We start from the raw sequence: 24716 nt of genomic DNA, 5'->3' as shown, positions 1-24716 counted from the left end.
GTCACATCACCGCACCGATTTGCCAAGGCAGGAATTCGTTGTCGCCCATGCCGTTTTCTTCGCTGCAGGTGGGGCGACCCGACGCGGTTGCGAGCATCAACTGGAAGAGCCGCTCACCGGCTTCGGCCACTGACTCTGCACCCTCGACGATCGCACCGGCATTGAAATCCATGTCCAGCGCCATGCGCTCGAACAGTCGGGTATTGGTGGCGATTTTCAGGGACGGCGTCGGTTTGCAGCCGTAGGTCGAACCGCGCCCGGTTGTGAAGCAGATCAGGTTCGCCCCGCCCGCCACCTGACCGGTGGCGGACACCGGGTCGTAGCCAGGGGTGTCCATGAACACCAGGCCTGTCTGTTCGATCGTCTCGCCATACTCGTAAACCCCCATCAGGCCGGTGGCGCCCGCCTTGGCCACTGCGCCCAGGGACTTTTCAAGGATGGTGGTGATGCCACCGGCCTTGTTGCCCGGTGACGGGTTGTTGTTCATGTCTCCGTCGTGATGACGCACGTAGTCTTCCCACCAATGAATCCGGCTCATCAATTTTTCTGCGATCTGCGGTGTAGCGGCACGGGCGGTCAGCAAGTGCTCGGCACCATAAATTTCGGGGGTTTCCGACAAAATCGCCGTCCCCCCGTGGCGCACCACCAGGTCCACCGCCGCCCCCAGGGCCGGGTTGGCGGTGATCCCCGAATACCCGTCCGAACCGCCGCACTGCAGGCCCACGGTGAGGTGCCGGGCCGATACACGGCTGCGCTGCTGGCTGTTTACGGGCGCCAGCATTGCCTGTACCAGCTCGATCCCCCGCTGCACCGTTTCGCGGGTGCCGCCCGCCTCCTGGATCACCAGGCTGGCCTTGAGCGCTGCCGGCCGATCGGCCAGTTGCTCCATCAGCGGGGCCAATTGGTTGACTTCACACCCCAGGCCGATCACCAGTACACCGGCAAAATTCACATGGTCTGCATAGCCGCGAAGGGTGCGCTTGAGGATCTCGATCCCGTCGCCCTTGGCCCCCATGCCACAGCCGCTGCCGTGGGTGATTGCAACCACGCCGTCGACATTGGGGTAATCGCGCAGGTGGGCGGCATCGAACGCCGCAGCAATCTGCTTGCACACGGTGGCCGAACAATTGACGCTGGAAATGACCCCGATGTAATTGCGCGTACCCACACGGCCATCGGCACGGAGATAGCCGTCAAAACTGACGTCGTTGTCGTTGAAAACAGTGGGCTGGTAGACGTTGGCCAGGGTGTTGGTGGAACTGCCCGAGGGCATTTCAAGGTTGTGTACATGGACGTAGTCACCGGGCTTCACGTCCACGGTGGCCTGCCCGATGATTTGACCGTATTTGCGAATCGGCTGCCCGCAAACCACACCGCGCAGGGCGATCTTGTGGCCCGAGGGAATGTCGGTCCGGGCGATGATGGCCAGGCCGTCGGCATGCAATACCTGGCCTTGGGCGATATCGCCGCGTGCGACCGCGACGTCATCGCCCCCAGTCAGTACCAGTAAGGATGTGCTTGCAAGGTTCATGGTGGATCCTCAACGGTTATGGCGCGCCACTCAGTGCTGGCTGAGCAGGACGGCCCGCAACATCGGCTGCTCAAGACCGGGAGCAAGCTGTTCAGCCAGCTCGATCAGGGGCAGCAAACGGCGTGTCTTCTTGTCTTTATGGTTAACCGCAATATCAGCGAGACGGTGTTGCAGGAACGGGTTGCCAAAGCGTTCACGCACGCTGTCGACGTAACGCTGCGCCACGTCGAACTGGCCGAGGGCAGCGAACACCGGCAACACCTCGCTGGCCCACAGGGCTTCCAGGTCGGCGCGCAAGGCTGGGCTCTGCATGGCCTGGTAGACCGTCTCGGTGGCCGGTCGGCCATCGCTCAACCAGCGCTCGGCCAGATAGCTGTGGCCCAGGTTCAGGGTAAACAGCTTGAGGCGCTCGAAATCGTCCAGGTCATCGGTCAGGACAATGGCCTCATGGCTGCACGGCAGGGTCAGCCCCTCCTGGCGCTCGATGGCCCACAGGGCATAGGGCTCAGCCACCGCGCCCACCGGCTCAAGGGCCTGGGAAACAATGCGGTCGACCAGGGAGTTCGCCCAGCGGCAGGTGTGGATCAGGTAGGCCTCGAATGCATCGCCCAGCGCCCAACGGCGGGCCAGCGTTACCAGCAGATCGCGCAGCACGTCGCCGTTACGCGCAACCAGTTCACAGGGGAACAGCGACAAGGTGGACTGCGGGTTGTTCAACCAACGGTCATGCAACAACACCAACAGCTTGGCCGGGAAGCTGACCGGTGCCGGGGCATCCGCGTCGAGCAACGCCGGCGTATCCCGCAAATCCAGTTGATAACCCCGGTCCCCGGTATTGGACACCACGACTTTGACCTGCTCCACAAAGCCCTTGCGCAGCACCGGCCATTGCTCGGTGGCATGCACCGCGCGGCTGATGGCCGAGGCCCACAGGTTCTGCTCCACCACCTGACCGTTTTCGATGCCCTGGATCAGCACCCGGTACGGTGTACCGCTGGCCAGTGCTGCGGTGCGCGCAGTGCTGGCAGGGCTGTCGGTGCTCTGTACCACGGCGATGCGGCCCAGGGCTGCGCCACGCTCCAGGGCTTGGGACACGAACAAGTCGACGTGAGCCTGAAGAAACCGGCTGGTACCGAACTGCAGGATCGGCGGAAATTGGCTATCGCTCATCACCACCCCCTCAGCACTCGATAATGGCTTTGACCACGCCTTGCTGCGGATCCAGCAGCGTAGTGAATTGGTTCACGACTTCGCTGAGCGGGATACGGTGGGTATTGAGCGCCTGGTCCGGGATCAGGCCATCGCGCAGGCATTGCTCGACGTAGCGGAAGTCTTCGACAGTGGCATTGCGGCTGCCCATCAGGGTGGCTTCGCGCTTGTGGAACTCGGGATCGGAGAAGGTGATCGAGTCACGCACCACGGAAATCATCACATAGGTGCCGCCGTGGGCGATAAATTCAAAGCCGCGCTCCATGGCCCGGGCGTTGCCGGTGGCGTCGAACACCACGTCATAGAAATCGCCTTCGGTGAGGTCGGCAAGCGCCTCTTTGTCACCCTCGCCAATTTTCACTGCGGCGTGAACATTGAGGTGCTTACGGCAAAAATCCAGGCGGTCGTCACGGGTATCGAGCACGGTGACGATGGCCCCGCGCAGCCCTGCAAAGATCGCCGCCGCCATGCCGATCGGTCCGGTTCCGACGATCAGCGTGCGCTGCCCGGCCTGGATGTTCGAGCGGCGCACCGCATGGGCGCCGATGGACAGGAACTCGATCATTGCCGCCTGGTCCAGCGACACGCCCTCGGCCTTGTGAATGAATTGATGGGCCACGCTCAGGTATTGGGTAAAGGCGCCGTCGCAATGCACGCCGAGCACCTGAATCCGGGTGCAGCAGTTGGTCTTGCCCTGACGGCAGGCGATGCACGTGCCACACGAGATATAGGGCATCACGTAGACCACGTCCCCAGCGACCAGACCGCTGCCCTCTTCACTGGTTTCGACGATGCCGGAAAACTCGTGGCCCATGACCCGAGGGTACTCAAGGAACGGCTGGTTGCCGGTGTAAATGTGCAGGTCAGTGCCACACACGCCCACGCGTTTGACCCTGATCAGGGTTTCGCCGGGCTTGCGCTCGGGAATCGGACTTTCGATGGCGGTGAGCGAGCGCGGCTCGTTACAGATCACAGTCAGCATTTTTTATTCTCCGTCGTTAGCCCGGGGGCTACGGGTACAGGCGAGGTGATAGAGGGGTGACAAACAGGGGGGGGCTGCAGCAACGGAGGGGAAAAGACAGGGCATCTGGATCTCCTCTTATTGTGTGCAGGCTTGAGTGCCGCTTGGATGATCACGCCTCGAAAATTACACGCAGCCAAAAAAATTGGCAAGACCAGTTTTCATAATAATTGAATTGGCCTTACCAGATTGATTTGCGTTGAATTCAGCCCCTACCCCTGATGCCCGACCTGAATCACCTCCACCGCACCATCCACCAGAATCTGGATGGTCTGCTGCGAACAGCGTTCAACGCGAGCATTAACCCCATAAACCTCGGCGAAAAGTTGCGGGGTCAGCACCTGCTCCGGGGGGCCGAAACCGATCAGCGCGCCCTCGCGCAATACCGCAATCCGGTCTGCGTAACGGGCCGCCAGGCTGATGTCGTGCATGACGATCACGGCAATCAGCCCGTGCTGTCGCACCATCGCCCGCACGCATTCCATTACCCGCAGTTGATAGCTCAGGTCCAGCGCACTGGTGGGCTCATCCAGCAGCATCACACGGGGCCTGCGGGCAATCAGTTGTGCCAGGCTGACCAGTTGCCGCTGACCACCGGACAATGCGTTGAGCAGGTTATCGGCCAAGTGCTGGATGCCGATGCGCTGCAAGGCCTCATAGGCTTGCAACAGGTAATCGCCGCCGCCTGCCCCCACCCGCAACGCCGCCATGACGCTTTCGGTCACACTCAACCCCAGTCCGGGTGGCAAGTGCTGGGGCATGTAGGTGATGAGACGGGCGCGCTGGGCCACGGACATCGGCGCCAGTGGCCGACCTTGCAGACTGACAGAACCGGTCATGGGCTCAAGCCCCGCCAGCCCACGCAACAAGGTTGATTTGCCGGCACCGTTGGGCCCGATCAGGGCGGTCAGCGTGCCGGGACGCAGCTCTGGCAACGAGACATCGCCAATCACCACCCGGCGCCCGTACTTCACGTGCCCGTGACGGATCAACAACCCCTGTTCACTCATAACTGCCTGCCCCGCTTGTAGACCAGCGCCACAAAAATCGGCACCCCCACCAGCGCGGTGACGATGCCCACCGGCACGATGACGCCCGGCATGATGATTTTGCTGACCACCGAGGACAGCGACAGCAACAACGCGCCCACCAGCGCACTGGCCGGGAACAGAAAGCGCTGGTCCTCACCGATCAGGATCCGCGCAATATGCGGCCCCACCAGGCCGATAAAACCAATGGTGCCGACAAACGCCACCGCCGTGGCGGCCAACAGGCTGATGCGCAGCAACGAGAAAAACCGCAGCCGCCGCACATCCACGCCAAAGCTCTGCGCCCGCTCCTCGCCCATGCGCAGCAACGTCATGCGTGAAGCCGCGTGCAGGGAAAACGGCGCAGTCAGCGCCACCACCAGGGCCAGAATCCCCAGCTTGTCCCAATTGGCCCGGGCCACGCTGCCCAGGCTCCAGAACACCAGTTGCTGCAGGACGTCTTCAGTGGCCAGCAACTGCAACAGGGCAACCAGTGCGTTGCAACTGAACACCAGCGCAATACCGAACAGCACCAGGGTCTCGACCCCTGCCCCGCGCAGCCGCGACATGCCGTGCAGCAGGAACATCGAGCCGCAGGCAAACACAAAAGCCGACAGGGCCACCAGGGAGTCGCGACTCAACAAGGCGCTGCTCACTGGAAACACGATCACCAGCGAAGCCCCCAGCGCAGCGGCCGACGACACGCCCAGGGTGAACGGACTGGCCAGCGGGTTATTGAGGATCGCCTGCATTTCCGCACCGGCCAGGGCCAGGGCTGCGCCGACCATAACGGCCATCAGCGCATAGGGCAGACGCACATTCCAGATGATCACGCGGTCAGTCACGTCCAGGGTTTGCGGGTGCAGCAGCCCCTGGATCAAGTCCCCCAGCCCCATGCCTGACGAGCCGGTGGACATGTCCAGCAGCACGGCGCCCACCAGCGCGCAGCCCATCACCAGCAACAGGCAACACCGTCGCGCCAGCAGACGCCGATAACCCTGGCTGGCAGCAATCACTGCCGGGTTGGCGATTGAGGTCATTTCTGCTCACTGATCCAGTACTGGCCCGCCAGCGGCGTATCGAGGAACTGTCGGTTGATTTCAGCCAGCGTCAGCTGTGGATCAAGGTCGGCAAACCTTTCGGGGTGAATCCACCTGGCCATCGCCTCAATGGCGAGAATGTTGTACGGAGAATTGTAAAAGTCGTGCCACAGGCCATGGACATTACCCTCGCGCACCGCCCGCAGCTCGACAAACTCCGCACGCTTAAGCACGTGCTTGAGGGACGCCCGGGCCGTCTGTTCATCGATGCCCGCGCCCAGCATCACACCGGGCTTTTGATTGCCCGAGAGGATGTACACATCGGGATCGGCCTTGAGCGCGTATTCAACACTGATGTCTCCCAGCGCCCCGGGCACCACGCCCTCGGCAATATTGCGCCCGCCCACCAGGCGGATCAGCTCGCCCATGCCGCCCTTGCCGGTGGTATGCCCAGGATTGGCCCAGACCCCGCCCAGCAGTTCCAGAAACACCTTTGGGCGCTGGCTGTCATCGATCGCGCCCAGGGTCTGGGTGATTCGTTCGATGTGCTGGCGGTAGAAATCAAGAAAGGCACTGGCCCGGGCTTCGCGCCCCAACGCCTGGCCCAGTGCTGTCATGCTGTCCTCGGTGCCTTGCATCGGGTTGACCCGGAAATCGACGAACAACACCGCAATCCCGGCTTTTTCCAGCACATCGGCCACCGGGCTGTGATCGGTGGGGCCATGCCCGGAAATACTGAACACCGCCAGATCCGGCTTGAGCGCCAGGATCTGCTCGGCACTGACACTCTGCTCGGAGGCCTGGCCGATCAACGGGATGTCCTTGACCTCGGGGAACTTCGCCACGTAAGCCGCGTAGGTGTTGGGGTCAAGCTTGCGCAGGTCGTTCTGCCAGCCAACGATACGTTTGAACGGCTGATCGCGGTCGAGCAGCGCGAAGGCCGAAATCAGCCGCCCTTCCCCCAGCACCACCCGCTGCACCTGGTCCGGCACCTTGACCACCCGCCCCAAGGCATCAGTGACCTCTTTGGCACTGGCGGACGAAGTCCCCAACGCCACCAGCACAAGCATGGCCCCAAGGCGTACAAAGGCCTGACGCAAAAACACTCTCGACACGGCAAATCTCCCGCTGAATAAAAGGCTCAAACGTCGCTCCAGCGCCGCAAGAGGTTGTGATACACGCCGCTCAGTTGCAGCAGTGATTCGTCATCCGCCTGTTGGGTGGTCAAGCGTTGAATGGCCACGTCCATGTCCAGCAACAGGCTGCGCTGGCTGTCTTCGCGCACCAGGCTTTCGATCCAGAAAAAACTCGCAACACGCTCGCCCCGGGTCACCGGGTTGACCTTGTGCACGCTGCTGCCCGGGTACAGCACCAGATGCCCGGCGGGCAACTTGACGCTGCGCTCGCCAAAGGTGTCGCGGATCACCAGTTCGCCGCCGTCATAACTGTGGGGATCGGCCAGAAACAGGGTCGCGGACACGTCCGTGCGCACCCGCTCACGAACGCCCTTGATGCCGCGAATGGCGTTGTCGATATGAAAACCGAACGACTCGCCTGCGCTGTAGCGGTTGAACAAGGGCGGGTAGATGCGCTTGGGCAACGCGCCAGACATGAACAACGCGTTATCGGACAGCCGCTGCAGAATGCGCTGGCCCAGCAGCAGGCCGACCTCGTTGTCTTCGGCCAGTTGGCGGTTGAACTTGCCCCGCGCCGAGCGCACTCCGGCGGTCTGCTTGCCATCGACCCACGGCTGATCGAGCAGCACGCGGCGCATCTCGGTCACTTCCTGCGGGCTGAACAGGTCGGCGATCTCGATCAGCATCTCTCGCTCCGCAACAACCCGGAATCAGAAGTCATAATCGATACTCGCCGTCAGCGTGCGTCCGGCTCCCGGCACGCCATACAGCTGGAAGCCATCCAGCGAGGCGCCGACGCGGCTGAAGTAGAAGGTGTTGAACAGGTTGTCGACATTGAGGTTGACCGTGGTCTGGCGATTGAACCTGTACTGCGCTGCCAGGTAGTGCACCCAGTAGCCGGGGGCCTTTTCCTTGTCCTGGGTATAGATCGCAAGCACCCCTGAAGGACCGTCGGCATAGCTGCTGTTGTTATTCAGGCCACCCACGTATTTGTTGTCGGTGTAGCGACGACGACCCACGTAGTTGGCGCCATAGCTCAAGCTCAGGTCATCAGTAAAGGCGTAGGTGGTCCACAGGTTGGCCGTCAGGTCGGGCACGTTCTTGGCCTCTGCGCCTTTGTTGACACCCTTGGTCTGTTCGCTTTTGAGGGCCGAGAAACCGCTGTAGGCCGTCCAGCGATCGGTCAAGGTGCCTTGCAGGCCCAGCTCCACGCCATCGACCCGCTTGGCAGGCAAGGCACGCACCGGCGATGCTTCACCCTCGGCGTATTCCCAGGAGTTGACCAGCTCGGTGCGGAACACCGCCGCGGTCACGCTCATGCCTTTGTCCAGCAGGTCCCACTTGGTGCCAAGCTCGTAAGTCCTGGACTTGGCCGGGGTATAACGACGGGTACTGGCAGCACCGTAGATCTGGTTGTTGGTCGAGGCCCCCAGCGCCGAAGGCTGGGTCGACTCACTGTACGACGCGTAAATCGTGCCGTTGGGTTGTGGTTTGAATACCACCCCGGCGCGACCGCTCCAGGCACCCGAGGTGTCCTGGACATCGTCCTGGCCACGCTGGGTCGTTTCGGCACTCCAGTGGTCATAGCGCAGGGACCCCATGACCTGCCACCACTGATTCAGGGTCAGGGTGTCACCAAAAAACAGCCCGGCGTTGTCGATGCTCGAACGCGGCTCGCCGACGCCCTTGGTGGTGTAGACCGCCGCAAAGTCATGCTGTGGGTCAGCCATGTCGAACGTCATGTTCGGCGCCGGCACCTTGGCGTTGCGCTCAAGGCCACCGTAGGTTTCATGGTAGACATCGAGCCCGGCCACGGCCTTGTGGCTGATGGCGCCGGTGTCGAATTCAAAGCTCAGGTCGGTCTGGTTATCGAGGATGGTGTAGCGTTTGGACAAGCCGAAATCACTGCCCCGCAGTATCCCGTTGGCGGTGCTGCCGGTGTTGGTGTAGTCGGTGTAGACATTGACCCCGTTGACCGTCGACACCGGCCCCACGCCGACATAACCCAGGGTTGCGCAACGGTTGGCGGTACAGGTTTTCGCGCCGTCGGCGCCTGCGGCGGTAAAACGCGCCGGTGACAGCACCGAAAAGTTGTCGGTGCGCTGCCAGCGCACCTGGTTGGTCAGCAACGTCCCGTTGTCGAAGTCGTGTTCCAGGCGCCCGGTCAACGAAGTGGTCTCGGTTTGCTGGGTGTACAGACTGGAGTCGCCGTACCAGTTGCTGCGTTTGACCCCGGGCATGCGCTTGCCATCTGTGCCGCGCAAGATCGGCAGGCCGCCGTCCGGGGTGTTGTCATCCTTCTGGTAGAAAAAATCGACAAAGCCCCGGGTTGGCGTCGACAGCCCCAGGGCCAGCGAGGTGGCAACGCCCCAGCGGTCGTAGTCGACCTCATCGCGTTCAGCCACCTGGCTTTGGTGCTTCATCAGGTTGATGCGCACCGCGCTGGTGTCATTCAACTCATGGTTGATATCAGCGGTCAGGCGTCGATAGCCATCGGTCCCGACACCGGCAGACACCCGATTGGCATCCCCCATATGGGCTTCCTTGCTCACCAGATTGACGCTGCCGCCCACTGCCGAAATACCCGACTCGATGGCGCCGGTGCCCTTGAACACCTCGGCCTGTTGCAGGTTGAAGGTGTCGTTGCGGCTGGACATGCCCGCATCGCGCACACCATCGACGGTCAGGCTCTGCTCGGAAGAAAACCCGCGGATGGAAAACAGATCACCCCAGCCGAGATTGCCCTCTCCGGACATGAAGGTGATGCCCGGCACATTGCGCAAGATGTCCTGCAAGCTCTGGGCGTTCTGCTCCTTGAGCACCTGCTGGGGCACGATGGTGATGCTCTGCGGGGCATCCAGCAGCGGCGTCATGACCTTGCGCGATGACACTTCATCGACCTTGAACGGCGAGTCATAAGTGCCCTCCACGTTCGATGCGGGCAGGGTCAGCACCTCTGTCGAGGACTGCGCCGCCTGGCTCGCCGGGCTCAATACGCCGAGGGCCAGCAGGCTGAACACGGGGGCAAGCGTACCGTTCAATGCACAAGGGGTATTGCGAACTACTGCTGCATCGGGTGACGATGGCATCGGGTCTTCCTTAATTACAATGACTCGCATTTAGATTCGCCATTCTAAAGAGCGTCATTGCAGCGGATCGCCTGACTTTGTATTGCCAGTGCATGAAAACAGCACCCACAACATTCCATTACATTTAGCCCGGCTGCGCGCTGTGGAATCGGCTATTTGTGCGCCCCTCCCCGGCTCAATGTTCATCTGACTCAAGGCGTCTGTACTGCCCATGTCCAAGCAAGATCATGTGTTAATCGTCGATGACGACCCCGACATCCGCCAGTTGCTGGCCGACTATCTGCGCGACGCGGGTTATCAGGCGTCCACCGCCTGCGATGGCAAGGAAATGCGCCGCCGCCTGGAATTGAGCGTTATCGACCTGATCGTGCTCGATCTGATGCTGCCCGGCGAAGACGGCCTGAGCCTGTGCCGCACGCTGCGCGGCAGCTCCAATATTCCGGTGATCATGCTGACCGCACGCGCCAGCCTCATAGACCGTATCGTGGGCCTGGAGATCGGCGCGGATGACTATCTGCCCAAGCCCTTCGACCCCCGGGAGTTGCTGGTGCGCATCAAAGTGGTGTTGCGCCGGGCGCAGAGTTTTCCGCAGCGTGCCCGGGTCGATGAGGCCACTTATGTGCGCTTTGATGAGTGGCGGCTCGACACCCGCGCCCGGCAAGTGCTGTCCGCCGACGGTCTGGTGATCAGCCTGGGAAACTCCGACTACCGCGTGCTGCGCTTGCTGTTGCAGCACCCCAACCGTCCGTTGAGCCGGGACTTTTTGCTCAACCATGTGTTCGACAAGGACAGCACGCCCTTCGACCGATCCATTGATGTCTGCGTCAGCCGTTTGCGCCAGCAATTGGCGCCCGGCCTGATCAAAACCGTGCGCAATGAGGGCTATATGCTCACCTCGGCCTGCGTGACGAGCGAGTCATGACCCTGTTGCCCCGCACCCTCTATGGGCGGCTGGTGGTGATTCTGGTCAGCGGCATGCTGGCAGCCCAAGTGCTGACCAGCAGCATCTGGTATGACGTGCGCCACAGCCAGGTACTGGAAATCCCCACGCGCCTGATCGCCAGTCGCCTGGCCGATATTGTCCGCGTGGCAATGACCGATCCCCGGCGCACCGGGCTTTTGCTGCAAAGCTTGAGCACCCCCGCCTTCAACCTTGAACTGCGTAATGCCCCCAGTGCCGAACGTACGCCGCTCACGGCCCAGGATCGGGCAACCGAGTCGTTGCTGCGCAGCCTGATCGATGAAAAGACGGCAACGCAAACACCCTTGAACCTGCTCAACCTGACCCTGCTCGACAATCAGGGGCACAAGGCCGGGATCGATACGCTGTTCGGTTCAAGCCCCGCCGCCGGTCAATTTACCCTTGAACTGCGCCTGGCCGATGGCCGCTGGCTGCATGTACAAGCCCGCGAGGATCAGGGCTGGACCAGCCTGGCGCCGGCGGATGTGATGATCGATTACTTTCTGCGCATCTATCTGGTGCGGATCATCGTAGTGGCCATCATTGTCTTGCTGGCGGTGCGCCTGGCCGTTCGCCCGCTCAATCAACTGGCACAGGCTGCCCAGGCGCTGGGCCAGGACATCCGGCGCCAGCCGCTGCCCATCAAGGGGCCGGTGGAAGTGCAACGTGCAGCCCAGGCGTTCAACCTGATGCAACAACGCCTGCTGGCCAGTCTGGCCGAGCGCACGCGTTTTCTGGCGGCGGTGTCCCACGACTTGCGCTCGCCCATCACGCGCCTGCGACTGCGCACCGAGATGCTCGACAACGAGCCGCTCAAGGAGCGTTTTCGCAAAGACCTGACCGATATGGAGGGGCTGGTGTCCACCACCCTGGACTTCGTCAGCAGCGGTGAAATCAACGAGCCCCGCCAGAGCATCGATATCAACGCATTGCTGCAAAGCCTTCAGGCCGACCTGCAGAATGTGGGTGAACACATCGCCCTCACCGGCCGGGCTACCCGACCGCTCTCGGGTTATGCCCGCAGCCTGAAACGCTGCGTCCAGAACCTGCTGGAAAATGCCGTGCGGTATGCCCGCGACGTGCACGTGATCGTCGACGAGCAGCCCGCCAGCCTGACCATCACGGTCAGGGACAGCGGCCCGGGGATTGCGCTCGAACAGCTGACCCAGGTTATGGAGCCGTTCTATCGCCTTGAGTCATCGCGCAACAGCAGCACCGGTGGCTATGGCCTGGGGCTGAGCATCGCCCAGACCGTCGCGGCGGCCCACGGTGGAACACTGGAACTGCACAATCGACCCGACGGCGGGCTGGATGCCGTACTCAGGTTTGAACACGACGGGTAATGCCTTTCGACACAAAAAACGGAGTCCCTATCAGATCTGAATTGCGCTTTGTTTGATCAAATAATCTTTGGCACCATGCATGACCTCACCGAGGAGCAAATCAGCCATGCCAAACATCCAGTTCGATCGAATTGTCGACCTCAGCCACCTGATTACTACCCATATCCCCGTCTGGCCCGATGATCCACCCATCACCTTTACTCCCCAGGCCTCACTGCAGGAACACGGTTATTACCTGCGCAGCTTCAGCATGGGCGAGCACAGCGCAACCCACATGAACGCCCCGAGCAGTTTTTTTCCCCAGGCAATGGGCATCGACGGCTATCGACCCGAGGCCCTTGTGCGCCCGGCCGTGGTCATTGATGTTCAGGCCCCGGCCCGTGACAACCCGGACCATGTCATCAGTATTCAGGACATTGAGCAGTGGGAAGTCGACAACGGCCTCATCGAAGCCGGCTCGGTGGTGCTGTTTCATACCGGCTGGCAATCGCGCTGGTCGCAACCCGTGCGATTTTTCAATGGCGATGAGCAAGGCCTGCACTTTCCTGGCGTCGGTGCCGATGCCAGCCGTTTTTTGCTTGAGCAACGCGCCATCGCCGGGATAGGGATCGACACCCACGGTGTAGATCCCGGCCAGGAAACATCCTTTGCCTGCAACCGGCTAGTACTGGCGCGCAACGGCATAATTCTGGAGTGCCTGAACAATCTTGACCAGTTACCGCCAACCGGCATTACGCTGGTTATCGGCGTGCTTCGCCTGCAGGCGGGCTCCGGGTCGCCAGCCAGCGTGCTGGCGTTTGTCCGCTGAGACCTTAATCAAAGAAGCCCAACCGACCATCGGCACAAGGAATACCTTTCGACTTTCGTATACCATATCTTTTTTACCAGTGAACGATGACGACCGTGGCCCACCCAAAATTCAATGCTCCCGACCTGGGCAACTCACCGTCCACCTCGGAAATCATCACCCTGCATCTGCGCGATGCCATCGTCGCCGGGCACTTTGCCGAGGATGAGCCGATTCGCCAGGACGAAATCGCCCGCCAGTTCAATGTCAGCAAGATTCCTGTACGCGAAGCCCTCAAGCGTCTGGAGGCTGAAGGCCTGGTGATGTTCCAGCGTAATCGCGGGGCCATGGTCACGCGGATTTCCGAGGCCGAGCTGGCCCAGATGTTTGAAGTGCGCATGCTGCTCGAAGACAAATTGCTGCGCCTGGCCATCCCCAACATGACCGCGGACACCTTCGCCCGCGCCGAACGCATCTGTAAGGAGTTTGTCGGCGAGGATGACGTGGGTCGCTGGGCCGAGCTCAACTGGGAACTTCACGCCTGCCTCTACGAGCCGGCGCAGCGGCCCTTCATGATCAGCCTGATCCGCTCGGTCAACGACAAACTTGAACGCTACCTGCGTATCCAGATGAGTTTGTCGGCAGGCAAGCACCGCGCAGATCACGAACACCGGGAGATACTCGATGCTTGCCGCGCCGGTGATGTGGAGCGGGCCGTCGGGCTGCTGGATGAACATATCGCCGGGGTGTGCAAAACCCTGTTCGAGCATTTGCCGCAAAGCCACTGAGCCCGCAATCAACGCTATTTTTTACTCGGATTCGTTGCGACTGACGAGCCGTCCATCAGACCGGAGATTTTGTCACCCCTAGTTGGCCCAAGGATGGAACGCAAATACTCACCCTATTTTGCCTGAAGGAATAATGCCTGGCGTTGCCCCAGGATTCTTTCTGATGACATGGAGCGTTCATGTACCAAAACAAACCCGGATTTAAAGACACTCCGGACTCGCTACCCATTCCAGCGTTTGACGACAGCCAAGAAAAAGCCGAGGCGGCGCAGGCGGCTTGGGCCAGAGCGGTGGCCGCGAACGAAAAGAACGACCGGGACGCCGATGAACGCTGGGAAGCGGCCCAGAGAAAGGTAGAGGGCAAGCAGGCGGGCTACGTTTTTGCGAAGTCCTGCGCACTGCCCGATGGCGTCACGAACCACCAAGGTTTTATACCGGTGGAGTCGCTGAAACAGTACGGAACTTACGCGGTGCTCGGCTCGGGCAGCGCGATGACGGCAGGCGCCACAGCCCTGGAGTGGATTGGCGGTTCCGCCAGTGCTACGGCCCTGGCCAGTCGCCTGGGCGGAACCCTTGCGGCGGTGGTGCCCGCCAACCTGTCAATCGTTGTGGCGGCGCTGATGCCGAACACGACCTCGCCCGACAGTGCGTTCTATTCGTCCGCGCAATATGCCGAGTTGACCCAGGGCAATACGCGGGCACGGGTAACGGTTAAACACCTGCCCGACGGCTCGGTCGACCTGTACGGGTTTTACACCGGGGGCCAATCGCAATGGCAGAACGTCCCGGTGATCAAAGCTGAGCCACGTGGCGAGCAACTGGTGGCGGATTTCGGCGGTGGCATAGAAATCATCTGGACCCCGGCCGCAGACCCCAACGCCGTGCTGGGGATACCGGCGCTCAAAGGGGTCACGCTGAAGCCTGCCGTGTGGGTGTATCCACCGGGCGAGAAAGCTGACCAGATCCTGATTAACCCCGAGTACCCACCGGATTATCAGGACGCGATTATCTGGTTTCCGAGTCAGCCGCAAATCGCGCCAATATACCTGTCATTAAGTGTGCGCCATGTTCCTGGTGTGGTGACAGGCAGCGGGCAGGACGTATCAGGAATCTGGCTAGCTGGGGCGGACACCGGACCAGGCGCACCGATTCCAACATGCATTGCCGATAGACTCCGAGGTCGCAAGTTCTCTAGCTTCGACAAATTCCGGGCGGCATTTTGGGAGGAAGTTGCGAATGATCCAGAATTGAGTGCGCAGTTTGTAAAGCGTAACCGCAATCGTATGCGTGAAGGTTACGTACCAAATGCTCGGGAACGGGATACCGTCGGAAAGAGAAATACTTTCGAACTGCACCATGTCGAGCGCATCACGGACGGAGGGCCTGTTTATGACGTGGACAACTTACGAGTCAATACTCCAAAAAACCATATTGAGAATCACAGGTAAGTGCCCCCATGAACAAGACAATTTCTGATTATACCGAAGCGCAGTTCATCGAGTTTTTGGATGAGCTATTTGAAGCAAACGATAATGGTGCATCCGATGAAAAATTGGGGGAGTTTCTTGACAAGTTCAGACAGCTCACAGGGCATCCTGACGGTACTGACCTGATTTACTACCCAGAAGAAGGAGCTGATGATTCTGCCGAAGGGATTACCCGGACAATTAAGGAATGGCGAGCAGCCAATGGTCTACCCGGCTTCAAAGAATGAATTCTCCCCGCACACCAGAACTCTGAGTTCTCGCGTGCGGGAAATTTTTTCCGAGGTAAAAAAGCGCCAAGTACATCTGCTCCCATTTGGTGGAGGATTTTTGGCGGTGGCATAGAAATCATCTGGACCCCGGCCGCAGCCCCCCAATGTTGTTCACTTAAACGTTTTCAGCCTCTGTGGGAGCGGGCTTGAACAGCACTAGAACAGGCTGCGCACCCGGCTGCAGGACTTGAGCCTTACTTTGCAACCACCGGCTGCCTCATGACCTGAGGCTTGACCACCGCCGAGCGCGACTTGCGCAAGTCGAGCCGGACAGGCTTCCTGTGTTTGCCACTGTCGAGGCTGAACATTGAAATGATGGTGAACAACAAGGCCGAGCTGCCCAGCACGATATAGGTATGCCGGAAGCCGAAGACTTCGTACATGTGCCCTGCCAGCGGTGAAATGAACGTCGCCCCTACCCCCTTGGCAAACACAAACCCCACCATGTAAATCGTTGCCGACAAGCGTGTACCGAAGACATCCTCGATGTACTTGAACATACCGATAAACACCAGTGGCACTTCCAGGGCATGGAGCATCTTCAACGCCACCATTTCATACGGCGTGGTTGCGAGCCCCGAACCGGTAATGCGCAGCCACATCACCAGCCCCGCAATGATCAGGGCATTTTTGCCACCGATACGGTTCAGCACGCCAGGGATCAGGAACATGCCCAATGCAACCATGCACTCCGTCAGCGTGGTGACAAACCCGAACACTTGCATGCCCTGCTGCGGCGATTCGAAGAAACCACGGAAGTAGTTCACAAACTGCTGGTCGAAAATGTCGTACAGGCATGCGACTCCGACGACGTAGAGCACCAGAAACCAGAAACGCCGATCCAGCAACAGGCTCCCGATGGCGGCATAGGAAACCGGTGGCGTTTTCTCGGCGCCATCCCCTGTCGGCACAACACCCAGGCACGGCTTGATCCGGTAGACGAGCACGGCCATCAGCACCGCACAGAGCGAGCCCAGCCAGAAAATGGATTCGGGACTGGTGCTGATCAGCATCCCGGAAATCGCCGCCGAGAAACCGAAACCAATGGCACCGAACATTCGCACCCGACCATAGGGGATACGGTTGGCCCGGCAGGCTTTTTCGATGTACACCTCCAACGCCCCGCCGCCAGCGGCGAAGGTAATCCCCAGGTACACGCCGCCCACCAGTGCCGCCAGCATCAGGTGGGTACGCAGCAGCGGCGCAAAGACCCAGTTCATGAAGGGTGCCAGCAAAATCAGCAGGCCGATGACCACACACAGCAGGTGCTTGCGATGATCCAGACGATCACTCAGCACACCAAAGAGCGGCTGGAACAGCATTGCAAAGACCGCCTGGGAGCCGAACATCAAGCCGATGGCGCCAGCATCCAATGTGCCGACATCTCCCAGCCACACCGCAAGAAAAGGCGCCGTACCGCCCGTGATGAAGTAGTAGAAAAAGAAGATCATGCCGTATTTGAAAAACGGCAGAACCCCGCCAATTGCAGTTCCGAGCGTCACGTTCATAGGTCCACCCTGGACTCATTGTTTTTATGGACAAACGTGCCGAGAGTGCTCACTTGCGCGAGCGTGAGCGCCAGCCCCGGCGGATCTGTTGATCGCGCAGGAACTGGCCGCCCGTCAAGGCCGTTTGACGGGTACTTCGGGTAGAATTTCAGGCCAAGACAGCAGGTTTCCTGCGCTTAACCCAAGTGCGGCAACCAGCCTTCGTGGGCCTCGATCAAATCGTCAACCATGGTCGCGATTTCGTCGAGGCTCAGTTCTGCCGCCGCGTGGGGATCAAGCATCACGGCTTGTTTGACATGCTCACGACGACCGCTGGCCAGGGCTTCCACGGTCAGGAGCTGAACATTGATATTGGTTTGCATCAACGCGGCAAGACCTACCGGCAGATGACCTACACGGGTAGGTTGAATACCGTTGTGGTCAACCACACAGGGCACCTCTACGCAGGCATTATCAGGCAGATTGCTGATCAATCCGGCGTTCATCACGTTGCCGTTGATCACGGTCGGAATACCCGTGAGTTCGGCCTCGATGATTTTTGAAGCGTATTCGTGGCTGCGGCACACCTTGAGCCCTTCACCGTTGATCAGCGCCTGCTCCTGCACGCCCCACTCGCTGATCTGCTCCTCGCAGCGGCGCAGGTATTCATCAAGCGGGATATTGAACTGCTCGATCAGGTCCGGGCGATGGCGCTTGATAAACCACGGCACGTACTCGGCCAGATGCTCGGAAGACTCGGTCGCAAAATGGCCGAAGTGCTTGAACACCTCATAGCGCACCCGGTTCCAGTCCGGGACCTTTCCTTCATCAAGCACGGCGCGGATACGCGGGTAAAGATCTTCGACGCTGCCATCGGCCAACAGGCGCTCGAACGAGGTATAGAACGACATGTGATTGATGCCGGCGCAGCGATAGCGGATTTCTTCGATCGGTACACCGATGTCCAGGGATAGCTCCTTTGCCGTGCCCTGCACGGAATGGCACAGCCCCACCGTACGCACCTGGGGAACGAAGCGATTGAGCGCCATGCAGTTAATGGCCATCGGGTTGACGTATTGCAGCATCAGGGCACCGGGGCAGAGTTCGCCCATGTCCCTGGCGATGTCCACCAGTACCGGGGCGGTACGCAAGCCACGCATGATGCCGCCGATGCCTAGGGTGTCGCCGATGGTCTGGCGCAGGCCGAAGCGCCTGGGGATCTCGAAATCGGTCACGGTACCCGGTTTGTAGCCTGCGACCTGAATCATCGTGACCACATAATCGGCCCCTTCCAGTGCTCGACGGCGATCGGTCGTCACCTCGAACACGGGTGACACACCCAGGGTCTCGGCGATCTTGCCCGCCACCATCTTCGAGGTTTCCAGGCGATGCAGATCGATATCCATCAACGCAAAATGCGCATTGCGCAACAGCTCGACGTGCAACAGATCGCCCAGCACGTTTTTCATGAATACCGTGGAGCCGGCACCTATCAGGGCAATCTTCGTGGTCTTGAAAGTCATCTGCTTATCCTTGTTCTATTCGCAGTGGACACAGGTAAAAAAATATCAGAGCATCACCGCAGTCCATGCCTGTAGAGGCTGCCTGGGAACCGCTTGATTCCTATGGTAGGAGGCGACCCACCCCCTGAATAGACGAGTTTTATGCGATGACGGGTAAATCTGTGCTCAGCGAGATGATGGCAAGAGGGCCGTCAACCACGGTCATTTCACTGCCCCGCGGCAGGCATCAACTGCACACCATGCCCACCAACGCCGGTTACGACCGGGCGCAGGACACCTCCTATTGCTGGGACGGGCGCAGGCGTGGGGACACCCCGTTTGTGATCTTGCAGCACACCCTCGCGGGCGAAGGCAATTTGCGCTTCGAAGGCCGCCACCACCGCCTCCATGCCGGGGACACCATGTTGCTGCTGGTGCCCCACGACCATTGCTACTGGCTGGAGGAAGGCAACAGCTGGGAGTTCTTCTGGATTGCCATGTACGGCAAGGAGGCGCTGCGCCTGCAACGGGCACTGCTGGCAGAGCGCGGGCCGGTGCTACAACTGAGCAACCAGACCATTGAAGCCCTGGCCACCACCATTGATACCTTGGTCCACACCCCGGAACTCACCGCAGGCCGGGCATCTGCCCTGGCCTATGACGCCCTGATGCTGCTCCATGATGATTTGAGCGTTCAGGACTGCACCCTGCCTACCCGTGGCTCAGGTGTGGTCGCGACTATCCAGAATCATGTGCATGTCTGCCTGAAAACGGGGCCGGACAAACACGCCCACCCCACCGCCACGGACGAACTGGACGTAGCCAGTCTCGCCCGCCTTGCTGGCTTGAGCCGCGCCCATTTCTCCCGGGTGTTCACCCGTACGACCGGCATGTCCCCGGCAGAGTATGTATTGCACGAACGCATGAAACGCGCGGCGCACCTTCTTGAAATGACCGACCTGTCGATCAAGGCAGTGTCATTGTCCGTGGGGATCGGCGACCCCAATTATTTTTCCAAGCTGTTCCGCCGTGCGTTCTCCCTGTCCCCCAGCGAGTTTCGCTTGAGCGGCTTTTACGTCAACAACCTGGGCACACCCTGACGGGGTGCGCTCGGCTGCTTGGTAGTCGCAAACCCTGGCCGCCTGCCCCCCACAAATGTTTCCTTTCGGGGCATTGCCTGCAGCCATGCTCCCTTCTGTAACACCGCCCCACCCCACAGCACCCCAACGGCTCAAGCCATCAGCGCCTCGCAAACCCGAAATCACCGCCTGCGCACTATTTACGTGCCTGTAGGAAAAATCGGCACACGATTTGCTAAACAAATATCGTATACGAAATCCTCACATCGATATTCAACAGCACTTCAACGACTCCGAGGCTTCCATGAAAAACCCCGTACTTGCCGTAGCCCTCAGCGCTGTTCTAAGTAGTTCCTTTATCGCCACGGCCCAGGCCGACAAGCTCGACGACATCATTGGATCGGGCAAACTGCGCTGCGCCGTCACCCTGGACTTCCCACCGATGGGCTCGCGTGATGCATCCAACAAGCCGGTAGGCTTCGATGTGGACTACTGCAACGATCTGGCGAAAGTGCTCGGAGTCGATGCCGAAATCGTTGAAACCCCCTTCCCTGACCGTATCCCGGCGCTGGTCTCCGGCCGTGCCGACGTGATCGTGGCCTCTACCTCGGACACCCTGGAACGTGCAAAAACCGTTGGCCTGAGCATCCCTTACTTCGCCTTCCAGATGGTGGTGCTGACCCGCGACGATACCGGCATCAACAACTTCGACGATCTCAAGGGCAAGGCCGTGGGCAATACCAGCGGCACCTATGAAGCCATCGCCCTGGAAAAAGACGTGAAGAGCTGGGGCAGCGGATCGTTCCGTGCCTATCAGTCGCAAAACGACACCCTGCTGGCCGTTGCCCAGGGCCATATCGAAGCCACCGTCGTCACCAACACCGTGGCCGCGGCGACCATTAAATCTGGCAAGTACAAAAACCTGAAAGTCGCCGGCAACGCACCTTACGTGGTTGATTACGTGTCCCTGGGCGCCAAGCGCAGCGAGTACGGCCTGCTCAATTACCTGAACCTGTTCGTCAACCAGCAAGTACGCACCGGTCGCTACAAGGATCTGTGGGTCAAGTGGGTCGGCACCGAGATTCCACCGGCTGATCTGACCGTACCTCACGTTTACTACTGAGGTATTCAGCATGTCCGGGATTACTTCGCTCTGCGGTCGCAGCCTGGTTGATGGCGCAGCGGTCGGCCCACTGCTCTACGCCGATGTCGGCCTGAGTTTCTGGGGCGGCGTCGACCCGTTCAGCGGTGAGGTGATCGACCGTCACCACCCGCTCAGTGGCGAATGCCTGGCGGGCCGGGTGCTGGCGATTCCCAGCGGGCGCGGCTCCTGCACCGGTAGCAGCGTGCTGATGGAGCTGATCAGCAATGGTCATGCCCCCGCAGCCCTGGTGCTGGCTGAGGCCGATGAGATTCTGACCCTTGGCGTGCTGGTCGCCCAGACCCTGTTCGAACGCTCCCTGCCGGTGCTCTGCATCGGCAGCGAAGCCTTTGCCGGCTTGCAGCGCAAGGCGTTCGCCAGTGTCAACGGCACACACCTGAGCCTGTTTGATACAGCGCCTGACTACACCGCAACAACATCGTTCAGCGATACACCCACTGCAGACCCAGGCACCGAAATCGAGCTGACCGAGCACGATCGGGCACTGCTCGATGGCAGCTACGGCAAGGCCGCCCAGGTCGCGATGCAAATCGTTTTGCGCATGGCGCAATTGCAAGGGGCCGCACAACTGATCGACATCACCCAGGCGCATATCGACGGCTGCATCTATACCGGGCCTGCCAGCCTGCGCTTTGCCCAACAACTGGTTGAATGGGGCGCCCGGGTCCGGGTGCCCACTACCCTCAATTCGATTTCCGTAGACCAGCGCCGCTGGCGTGAACTGGGTATCGACCCTGTACTCGGCGTACCGGCCAGTGCTCTGGGCGATGCCTATATGGCCATGGGTGCGCAGCTGAGTTTCACCTGCGCGCCTTATCTGCTGGACAGCGCGCCCAAGGAGGGCGAGCAGATCGTCTGGGCCGAGTCCAACGCGGTGGTGTACGCCAACAGCGTGCTCGGCGCACGCACACTCAAATACCCCGATTATCTGGATATCTGCATTGCCCTCACCGGCCGTGCGCCGTTGATTGGCTGCCATCTGGAGAGTCAGCGCAAAGCCCGTTTACACGTTCAGGTGCCGCAACTGGCTGACCTCGACGACTCTTTCTATCCCCTGCTCGGTTATCACATCGGTGCCCTGGCCGGGAGCCGTATCCCGTTGGTGTCGGGGCTGGAACACCATCACCCGGACCGGGACGATCTCAAGGCATTCGGTGCGGCCTTTGCCACCACCAGCGCGGCGCCTTTGTTTCATATTGCCGGGGTAACACCTGAAGCGTTGAATCCGGCACAGGTCCTGGATCAAGCACTGGCGGTGATCACGATCAATGTGCAGGACCTGCTGCTCAGCTGGCAGGAACTCAACAGTGCCCGTGATTCCAGAGTGGATGTGGTCTCCCTGGGCAACCCGCACTTTTCCCTGACCGAGTTCGCTCATTTGGCGCGCCTGTGCCAGGGCCGGCATCGCCACCCTGATGTGGTACTGGCGATCACCTGTGGCCGTGCCGTACTGGAGCAGGCACGCGAAGCCGGGCATATCGCCGTACTCGAAGCCTTCGGCGTCACGCTGGTCACTGATACCTGCTGGTGCATGCTGGGTGAGCCGGTGATCCCGCCGTCCGCCAGGAACCTGATGACCAATTCGGGCAAATACGCCCACTACGCACCCGGCCTTGTGGGGCGCAAGGTTCACTTCGCCAGCCTCGCCGAGTGTGTGGATGCGGCGTGCAGTGCCACGGCCAGCGGTCGCTTGCCGCTGTGGCTGCAAACCGCTGCCTCACTGGAGAACTACGCCCATGTTTGACTACACCTTCCAATGGCGATCGGCAATGCGCGCCTTGCCGGACATGCTCGCAGGTGCCCTGGTCACCTTTGAGACCGCTGCACTGTCGATGTTCTTCGGCGTGGTGATCGCCCTGGCGCTGACCGTGATGCGCGAAACCAGGAACCCGTGGTTGCGCGGCATCGGCAATACCTGGGTATCCATTGCCCGCAACACCCCGTCGCTGTTTCAAATCTATATTTTGTACTTCGGCCTGGGCTCCATGGGCCTGCATGTCAGTTCATGGGTGGCCCTGCTGGCCGGGATCACGTTCAACAACGCCGGCTACCTGGCCGAAAACTTCCGTGGCGGCCTCAAAGCCGTGCCCGAAACCCAGGTCCGTGCTGCCCGCTCCCTGGGCATGAGTGCATTCCAGACCTACCGCATGATCGTCGTCCCGCAGCTGCTGCGCATTGTGTTCTACCCGCTGACCAACCAGATGGTCTGGGCCGTACTGATGACGTCCCTGGGCGTGATCGTGGGCCTGAACAATGACCTCACCGGCGTGACCCAGGACTACAACGTCAAAACGTTCCGCACCTTCGAATACTTCGCCATGGCCGCGGTGCTGTATTACCTGATTGCCAAAGCAATCGTTGCAGTAGCCCGGCTGTTGGCCTGGCGACTGTTTCGTTACTGAGGACTGACCCATGTTTTCAACCAGTTTTACCTGGAACGACTTTTTGTTTTTGCTGGACGGGGCCTGGGTCACCCTGCAACTGACCACCTGGGCGATTTTGCTGGGCACTGTTGCAGGACTGCTGTTCGGCCTGATGCGCGCCTTGCTGCCGCGGGCCAGCCTGCCGCTGGCCTGGGTGCTGGACGTGTTTCGCAGCGTACCGTTGCTGATCCAGTTTGTGCTGTTCAACTCGCTCAAGAGCATTGTCGGCCTGAACATCAGCGCCTTCACCGTCGGCTGCATCGTGCTTGGTGTCTACGCTGCCGCGTACTTTACCGAGATCGTGCGCAGCGGCGTGCTCGCCGTGCCATTTACCACACGCCGGGCCAGCCGCTCCCTGGGCCTGAGCTACTTGCAGGACCTGCGCTATATCGTGCTGCCCATCGCCATGCGGGTGGCCTTTCCCGGCTGGCTCAACCTGGTGCTCAGTGTGATGAAAGACACCGCCCTGGTGATGTGGATCGGCATTGTTGAACTGTTGCGTGCCTCGCAAATCGTCGTCACCCGCATCCAGGAACCGATGCTGGTGCTGTGCATCGCAGGCCTTATCTATTACGTCATGAGCCTGGTGGTTGCCCGCCTTGGCGCTCGCCTGGAAAAAAGGTGGCAAGAAAATGATTGAGATCGTCAACGTACACAAATCCTTCGGCGACCTTGAAGTGGTCAAGGGCGTGAGCCTGACCGTGAACAAGGGCGAAGTGGTTTCGATTATCGGCGGTTCCGGCTCCGGCAAGTCGACCCTGCTGATGTGCATCAACGGTCTGGAACCGATCCAGAAGGGCCACATCCGCGTCGACGGCATCGAAGTCCATGACCGCGCCACTAACCTCAACCACCTGCGGCAGAAAATCGGCATCGTGTTCCAGCAATGGAACGCCTTCCCGCACCTCACCGTGCTCGAAAACGTGATGCTTGCACCGCGCAAGGTGCTCGGCAAAAGCAAGGCCGAAGCCGAGGCCCTGGCGGTGCAGCAACTGACCCATGTGGGCCTTGGCGACAAGCTCAAGGCCTTCCCCGGCAAGCTGTCCGGCGGTCAGCAACAGCGCATGGCCATTGCCCGTGCCCTGGCCATGTCGCCGGACTACATGCTGTTTGACGAAGCCACCTCGGCCCTCGACCCGCAACTGGTCGGCGAAGTGCTGGACACCATGCGCATGCTCGCCGAAGACGGCATGACCATGGTCCTGGTGACCCATGAAATCCGTTTTGCGCGGGATGTATCCGACCGTGTGGCGTTCTTTCGCAACGGCCTGGTGCACGAAATCGGCTCACCCGATCAAGTCATCGGCAACCCGGTGCACGCGGAAACGGCGGCCTTCCTCAAGTCGGTCAAATAACCCCCAGTCACTGTGGGCG

The 24716-nt window shown here is 60.5% G+C and carries 22 protein-coding genes; 12 read left to right on the top strand and 10 right to left on the bottom strand.

The genetic code is table 11. The annotated features are described in order from the left end of the window. Position 1: 1 nt before the first annotated feature. The 8 genes from VSQ83_RS11015 to VSQ83_RS10980 form a co-directional block, all read right to left on the bottom strand. Positions 2–1531, bottom strand: a complete 1530-nt coding sequence (locus VSQ83_RS11015; RefSeq protein ID WP_326426673.1) for a UxaA family hydrolase — start codon at positions 1529–1531, stop codon at positions 2–4. 30 nt (positions 1532–1561) lie between these two features. Further along, positions 1562–2701 (bottom strand): mannitol dehydrogenase family protein, encoded by a 1140-nt coding sequence (locus VSQ83_RS11010; protein WP_326426671.1) that lies wholly within the window; start codon positions 2699–2701, stop codon positions 1562–1564. Between the two features lie 10 nt (positions 2702–2711). Beyond that, the gene (locus VSQ83_RS11005; RefSeq protein WP_219263031.1) at positions 2712–3722 is read right to left on the bottom strand and encodes a zinc-binding alcohol dehydrogenase family protein; all 1011 of its coding nucleotides are present in this window, start codon (positions 3720–3722) and stop codon (positions 2712–2714) included. 251 nt (positions 3723–3973) lie between these two features. Further along, positions 3974–4771, bottom strand: coding sequence for an ABC transporter ATP-binding protein (locus VSQ83_RS11000; protein ID WP_326426668.1), 798 nt, complete (start codon positions 4769–4771; stop codon positions 3974–3976). Then, positions 4768–5829 carry a FecCD family ABC transporter permease gene (locus VSQ83_RS10995; RefSeq protein ID WP_326426665.1) on the bottom strand — a complete coding sequence of 354 codons (1062 nt, stop codon included), beginning with the start codon at positions 5827–5829 and terminating at the stop codon, positions 4768–4770. Before VSQ83_RS10995 ends, VSQ83_RS11000 begins: the two co-directional genes overlap by 4 nt. Further along, positions 5826–6899, bottom strand: a complete 1074-nt coding sequence (locus VSQ83_RS10990) for an ABC transporter substrate-binding protein (protein ID WP_442800248.1) — start codon at positions 6897–6899, stop codon at positions 5826–5828. The genes VSQ83_RS10995 and VSQ83_RS10990 overlap by 4 nt, the downstream gene beginning before the upstream one ends. A gap of 71 nt (positions 6900–6970) precedes the next feature. Then, on the bottom strand, positions 6971–7651 hold the full coding sequence (locus tag VSQ83_RS10985) for a Fe2+-dependent dioxygenase (protein ID WP_326426663.1): 681 nt from the start codon (positions 7649–7651) through the stop codon (positions 6971–6973). A gap of 24 nt (positions 7652–7675) precedes the next feature. Further along, positions 7676–10054, bottom strand: coding sequence for a TonB-dependent receptor (locus tag VSQ83_RS10980; RefSeq protein ID WP_326426659.1), 2379 nt, complete (start codon positions 10052–10054; stop codon positions 7676–7678). A 211-nt stretch (positions 10055–10265) separates the two neighbouring features. On the opposite strand from VSQ83_RS10980, the gene VSQ83_RS10975 reads away from it, so the two are divergent. The 6 genes from VSQ83_RS10975 (at position 10266) to VSQ83_RS10950 (ending at position 15647) form a co-directional block, all read left to right on the top strand. Beyond that, complete coding sequence (locus VSQ83_RS10975; protein ID WP_133076845.1) at positions 10266–10976, top strand: response regulator; 711 nt, start codon at positions 10266–10268, stop codon at positions 10974–10976. Next, positions 10973–12358 carry an ATP-binding protein gene (locus VSQ83_RS10970; RefSeq protein ID WP_326426656.1) on the top strand — a complete coding sequence of 462 codons (1386 nt, stop codon included), beginning with the start codon at positions 10973–10975 and terminating at the stop codon, positions 12356–12358. Before VSQ83_RS10975 ends, VSQ83_RS10970 begins: the two co-directional genes overlap by 4 nt. Positions 12359–12464: 106 nt before the next feature. Beyond that, complete coding sequence (locus VSQ83_RS10965) at positions 12465–13166, top strand: cyclase family protein (protein WP_326426654.1); 702 nt, start codon at positions 12465–12467, stop codon at positions 13164–13166. A gap of 95 nt (positions 13167–13261) precedes the next feature. Then, on the top strand, positions 13262–13933 hold the full coding sequence (locus tag VSQ83_RS10960; protein WP_326426652.1) for a GntR family transcriptional regulator: 672 nt from the start codon (positions 13262–13264) through the stop codon (positions 13931–13933). A 179-nt stretch (positions 13934–14112) separates the two neighbouring features. Next, positions 14113–15381 carry an S-type pyocin domain-containing protein gene (locus tag VSQ83_RS10955; protein WP_326426649.1) on the top strand — a complete coding sequence of 423 codons (1269 nt, stop codon included), beginning with the start codon at positions 14113–14115 and terminating at the stop codon, positions 15379–15381. A gap of 8 nt (positions 15382–15389) precedes the next feature. Then, entirely contained in the window at positions 15390–15647 is a 258-nt protein-coding gene (locus VSQ83_RS10950) for a bacteriocin immunity protein (protein ID WP_326426647.1), read from the top strand. A gap of 236 nt (positions 15648–15883) precedes the next feature. On the opposite strand, the gene VSQ83_RS10945 is transcribed toward VSQ83_RS10950, so the two are convergent. Together VSQ83_RS10945 and VSQ83_RS10940 are read right to left on the bottom strand one after the other, a co-directional pair. Further along, entirely contained in the window at positions 15884–17197 is a 1314-nt protein-coding gene (locus tag VSQ83_RS10945; protein WP_326426645.1) for an oligosaccharide MFS transporter, read from the bottom strand. Positions 17198–17373: 176 nt separating this feature from the next. After that, positions 17374–18699, bottom strand: a complete 1326-nt coding sequence (locus VSQ83_RS10940; RefSeq protein ID WP_326426644.1) for an alpha-glucosidase/alpha-galactosidase — start codon at positions 18697–18699, stop codon at positions 17374–17376. A 146-nt stretch (positions 18700–18845) separates the two neighbouring features. Here VSQ83_RS10940 and VSQ83_RS10935 point away from each other — a divergent pair, with 146 nt between their 5' ends. The 6 genes from VSQ83_RS10935 (at position 18846) to VSQ83_RS10910 (ending at position 24697) form a co-directional block, all read left to right on the top strand. Continuing rightward, a complete protein-coding gene (locus VSQ83_RS10935) occupies positions 18846–19778 on the top strand; it encodes an AraC family transcriptional regulator (RefSeq protein ID WP_326426642.1) in 933 nt (310 codons plus the stop codon). Positions 19779–20061: 283 nt separating this feature from the next. Further along, positions 20062–20880 (top strand): ABC transporter substrate-binding protein, encoded by an 819-nt coding sequence (locus tag VSQ83_RS10930; RefSeq protein ID WP_133076851.1) that lies wholly within the window; start codon positions 20062–20064, stop codon positions 20878–20880. A gap of 10 nt (positions 20881–20890) precedes the next feature. After that, a complete protein-coding gene (gene lhpI, locus VSQ83_RS10925) occupies positions 20891–22663 on the top strand; it encodes a cis-3-hydroxy-L-proline dehydratase (protein ID WP_326426639.1) in 1773 nt (590 codons plus the stop codon). Then, entirely contained in the window at positions 22656–23321 is a 666-nt protein-coding gene (locus VSQ83_RS10920; RefSeq protein WP_326426637.1) for an amino acid ABC transporter permease, read from the top strand. Before lhpI ends, VSQ83_RS10920 begins: the two co-directional genes overlap by 8 nt. 10 nt (positions 23322–23331) lie before the next feature. Beyond that, complete coding sequence (locus tag VSQ83_RS10915; RefSeq protein ID WP_133076854.1) at positions 23332–23982, top strand: amino acid ABC transporter permease; 651 nt, start codon at positions 23332–23334, stop codon at positions 23980–23982. Further along, the gene (locus VSQ83_RS10910) at positions 23975–24697 is read left to right on the top strand and encodes an amino acid ABC transporter ATP-binding protein (RefSeq protein WP_133076855.1); all 723 of its coding nucleotides are present in this window, start codon (positions 23975–23977) and stop codon (positions 24695–24697) included. Before VSQ83_RS10915 ends, VSQ83_RS10910 begins: the two co-directional genes overlap by 8 nt. Positions 24698–24716: the final 19 nt, after the last annotated feature.

The organism is Pseudomonas sp. DSV-1 (genome assembly GCF_035830915.1).
Taxonomy (GTDB): Bacteria; Pseudomonadota; Gammaproteobacteria; order Pseudomonadales; family Pseudomonadaceae; genus Aquipseudomonas.
The sequence above is the reverse complement of the archived record's forward strand: the minus strand, read 5'-3'. Positions and strand labels throughout refer to the sequence as shown.